We start from the raw sequence: 4,249 nt of genomic DNA, 5'->3' as shown, positions 1-4,249 counted from the left end.
GGGTCGCCTGACGGCGGCACAGCCAAGCCGGAACACACACAGCCACAGCGCGTAACGCTTGAAAAATAAGGCCCAACAAGGGCGGGATGCCATGTCAATCGACCATCCACATCCTGTGTTTTGCCCCAGAAGGCAAAATATGCTGGCTTATTCACGCCGACAACCAATCCTCGCAGCGTAGCCCCTGCACACGCTGGAATTCATCGAGATTGCCAGTAACTACCACCAGGCCCCGGCTACGGGCGTGTCCAGCGATCATTAGGTCGTACGGCCCGATAACGCAGCCTCGCGTTTCCAGGTCAGCACGGATTTCGGCCGTATGAGCTGCGGCGTCGCTATCAAACGGCAGCACCGCCAAACGAGCCGCGAAGTGCTCCACCTCACGACGAATTCGCGGCGGATCAGCAGAGCGCTCAGCACCATAGAACAACTCGTAGAGCACAACGTCAGAGAGACATAGCGCCTCGGCATAGGCATTGAACCGCGCTCGCAATCCTTTAGGTCGGTCGCGCAGTACCCGGATACATAGATTGGTGTCCAACAGATATCGCAGCATCAGAAACGCTCGCGCTTCTGCATCGGCGGTTGCACGCGCGCCCCCAAGTCAACTCCCGGCGCGTCAAAGAAATCGTCCCAGGCGGCATCAGCTGGCGCTATGATCCGCCGCCTGCCTTCGGGGACAATCACCACCTCGCGCACACCCTCGCCAAACGCCACGGCTTTTGGCAGCCGTACGGCTTGCGAGCGGTTGGAGAGGAAGAGAGAGGTGCGAGCCAGCATGAACTGTTCCCATTGAATATCCGATCTGGATATACAGGAATGAGCGTTTGATTTCAACGATTATCAACCCGTTGCCAGCGCTTTGGTCATGGTCGCCCAATCATTCATCATCGCGATGGACCAGGACGCCCTGTTGGTTGGTGAATAGAGTCATACCTGTTTCACTGGCTTCGGCCACACCTCCCCCTCCGCGTTCCTGCCTGCCGGACTGGGAGGCGTGCGGACCCTTGGAGCTGTCTGTTCACGCTACCTTTCATCGACATGCCCTTTTCTCGGGGGGCCAATCCGCCGCCTCTGCGGTCCGCCACCTCCCGGTGGTAGTGAGGGGAGCGCCCTCGTGCCGCAGCCCACTTCGCAGGCTTTCTTCTTGTCGACTATCCCATTGGCGGACAGCCGCCTCAGGGGGATCGGAGCGGTCCGCGTCAGCAGCCGAAGCCGCCGTGGCGGGTGAGAATCCGGTAGCGTCTCGCGCATAAGGCGGCGCGCCTGCCCTTTTGGTTCAGCTGATGGCCACTGCCCGCCGGGGAAACCGGAGCCGGGTGAGCGCCTGGAAGCCGCGTGCCCCGGTGCATTCCGGGGTGAGGGCTCCGTGATCCGGCTCTTATAGGAACCGCCTGCACCCTGCTGACTGGGCGCGATGTTCCAGCTCGGCGCCACATTCGGCGCCGGGTTCGCCGCGTTCACCAGCCGGGCAATCGCCGCAGCGGGCGTGGTACTGACAAAGCGGCCGCACATCAGGCCGAGCGTATACATCATTGGCGCTGCGCAAGCGCTCTTTGTTGCGATGATCTTATCGTTTTTCGTGTTGGCGACCAGTCTTCGCCAGTGTCGTGGCTCCACATGACGGAGCCGGCATTAGATGACGGATGCAGATTGGAGTGACGAAAGACGCGGTTCTGGGGGCGCTGCGGCGTTTGACCAGATCGAAGCGGCCGCCAATGCGTTGGGGCCTGTCAAAAAATTCCTGACCTATGCCGAGGCAGGCCGGATCTTTGGCCGTTCGCCGCGGACTGTTCGTCTCTGGGTTGCGTCTGGCCATTTGCGCGCGATCCGGATCGGGCGGGCGCGGCTGATCCCCCTGGCCGAGATCGAGCGCCTGGCGCTGGGCGATGCGCCCGCTGCGGCCGCCTCCGATGCGCCCGCTGCGGCGGGGGCCAGCAAAGCTGATTTGAACGCCGTTGATACAAAAAATCCAGCGCCGGAGGCGGGTTCAGAAGCCGCAGAATAAACGTTCTATTTCAATGCAATAGAGAGACAAATGCAAGGCTATTCCGCTCAATCTGATAAGTCGAATGTGCCCTCTTTGAATGATTTGCCGCTGTTTGCCGCGGCGCGCCGTTTGGAGGAAGACGCAATGACGAAGACGGATTTGACGCCCCCGCGCCGGGGTCACGGTGAGGGTTCTGAGGCTATCGAGGCCTCTGTGCCCGCGATTGTGCCAGCGCCCCCGCGCTTGGCGCCGGAGAGGGGCGCTGAACCCGAGGCTGCGCCGACACAGGTGGAAACGCCCGCCACCGTGATTGCCGCCCCCGCGGCGGCACCCATTGGCGCGAGCGTAGCCCCGGTTGATCTGGCTCAGGATGTTGGTGGGGGGCCCAAGCAAAAGCGGCGGCCGCGCGGCCAGGCCAACCGTGTTCGGCATGATCCCGAGCCGCAGCCCCGCCCGCTGAGCGCGGCGCGGCTGATTGAGGTTGTCTCGGGCTGGACCGATCAAACCCCGGCCCGGCGGGCGGCGCTGGTCACGGCGATCCGGCACGGCGAGAAGATCCAAGCCGCCTGCCCGGATAAATTACGCGGGCTGGAGGCGTGGAGCTGCGCCGCGCTGAATGCTTGTCTGTGGGCGCATCAGCCGCGCTTTTTTGGGCTGAGCCAGGACGCGCACCGCAATGCCGTCTCCGGGTTGCGCTACATCCTGATCCGGGTCGGGCACCATGCGGATGCCGGCTATGGCCGCAACCGGCTGCGTCCGGAATGGCAAAAGCTATATGCCGCCTTGCCGACCAGTGAGCGCCAGCGGGGGCTGATCTTGTTCCTGCGCTACCTGACCCTGCGCGCCATTGAGCCCGAAGCCGTGGCCCCCGCGCATCTCGACGACTTTGAGGCGTGGTGCCGCACGGAGATTCTGCATAAGGACGCGGGCGGCCTGGGCCGGCGCACCGCAGGCAACTGGGCGTTTGCGCGCGACGCCGTGCCGGGCTGGCCCCAGACCGAGCTGACGCGCACCGGCATGCGGGATCACTACGGGATCCCCTGGGACAAATTCCCGCGCAGCTTCCAGGATGACGCCGAGCGCTATTTGACCCGCTTGGCCGACGGGCCGGGCGCGGTCTTCAAGAGCGGCAATCCGTTCGCGGCGATGCTCGCCCGCGCCAAGGCGGCCGGGGGCGAGCGCGCGGACGGCCAGCCGCCGGCGGGTCGGCATCGCAGCCCGCGCTCCGTGCCGCGCGCCCTCAAGCCGCGCACCGTGACAACCCGCCGCGACCAGATCAAGATGGCCGCGACCGCGCTGGTGCAGTCCGGCACCCCGCTGGACCAGCTGACCTCGCTCAGCGTTTTGGTCACGCCGCTCGATCACCCGGCCACGATTCTGCACTTCCATCGCGAGCGGCTGCGGCACAAGCTGGAGGCGCAACTGGATGAGGTGCGCGAGGATGATCTGCGCAGCTCAAACCTGATCGGCCTCGGTGAAACGCTGCGCCAGATCGCGGAATATGTCGCCCAGTTGCCGGCCGAGGAGATTGACGAGCTCAAGGCGATGCTCAGCTTCGTGCGCCCCGCGCAGCAGCAGGGCATGAGCGAGAAAAACCGCGTGCGGCTGGGGGCGCTGCTGGCGGAGCCCGTATGCACGCAGCTGCTGCATTTGCCGAGCTTCTGGATGGGCGGGAAGGCGGCCGATCCGGAGCTCGACCCTAAGCAGCAGGCCTTGGCCGCCATGTTCGCGACGGCTCTGGAAATTCTCCTGTTCATGCCCGCCCGGCGCGACAATGCCCTCAAACTTAGGCTTGACACGCATTTGCGGCGACCAGCCGGCGGCAAGCTGATCACGGATATTTTTATCCCGGGCCGCGATGTCAAAAACAGCCAGGCGCTGAGCTGGCCGATTGAAGAGGACTCGGCCCAACGCATCGAGACCTACCTGCGGCAATACCGCCCCCGGCTGGCGGCGCCGGGCAACCCGTATCTGTTCCCCGGCATCAGCGATGGCCCGCGCAATGCCGCCGAATTTGCGGCTGAATTCTCCAAACGGGTTGAGGCCGAGCTCGGTGTGGAATTCAATATGCACCTCGTCCGGCATTTTGCCGCGGTCCGCTATCTCAAGGCGCATCCGGGGGCTTACGAGATCGTCTCGCTACTGCTCGGGCATCGCAACCCGGAGACGACCCGGCGGTTTTACCTGGGCCTGGAGCAGGAGGCCGCCGCCCGGCACGCCAATCAGGTGCTGCTGGGGGAGCGAGGGGCCAGCAAGATC

5 protein-coding genes are annotated in these 4,249 nt (G+C 64.4%); 3 read left to right on the top strand and 2 right to left on the bottom strand.

Annotation, left to right across the window (positions count from 1 at the left end; translation table 11 throughout):
- Positions 1 to 151 precede the first annotated feature (151 nt).
- Entirely contained in the window at positions 152 to 556 is a 405-nt protein-coding gene (locus tag LI953_RS15195; RefSeq protein ID WP_227076936.1) for a type II toxin-antitoxin system VapC family toxin, read from the bottom strand.
- Complete coding sequence (gene vapB / locus LI953_RS15190) at positions 556 to 780, bottom strand: type II toxin-antitoxin system VapB family antitoxin (protein WP_227076935.1); 225 nt, start codon at positions 778 to 780, stop codon at positions 556 to 558. The genes LI953_RS15195 and vapB overlap by 1 nt, the downstream gene beginning before the upstream one ends.
- A gap of 637 nt (positions 781 to 1,417) precedes the next feature.
- Here vapB and LI953_RS15185 point away from each other — a divergent pair.
- From LI953_RS15185 to LI953_RS15645, 3 genes are all read left to right on the top strand, one after another.
- Entirely contained in the window at positions 1,418 to 1,624 is a 207-nt protein-coding gene (locus LI953_RS15185; protein ID WP_227076934.1) for a hypothetical protein, read from the top strand.
- Positions 1,625 to 1,639: 15 nt separating this feature from the next.
- Entirely contained in the window at positions 1,640 to 2,008 is a 369-nt protein-coding gene (locus LI953_RS15180) for a helix-turn-helix domain-containing protein (protein ID WP_227076933.1), read from the top strand.
- Positions 2,009 to 2,278: 270 nt separating this feature from the next.
- On the top strand, positions 2,279 to 4,249 hold a 1,971-nt coding region (locus LI953_RS15645; protein WP_227076932.1), incomplete at its 3' end, for a site-specific integrase.

The sequence above is a fragment of the Acidocella sp. KAb 2-4 genome (assembly GCF_020567705.1).
GTDB lineage: Bacteria > Pseudomonadota > Alphaproteobacteria > Acetobacterales > Acetobacteraceae > Acidocella.
Note: the sequence above shows the minus strand (reverse complement) of the source record. Positions and strands in the feature narration are given on the sequence as shown.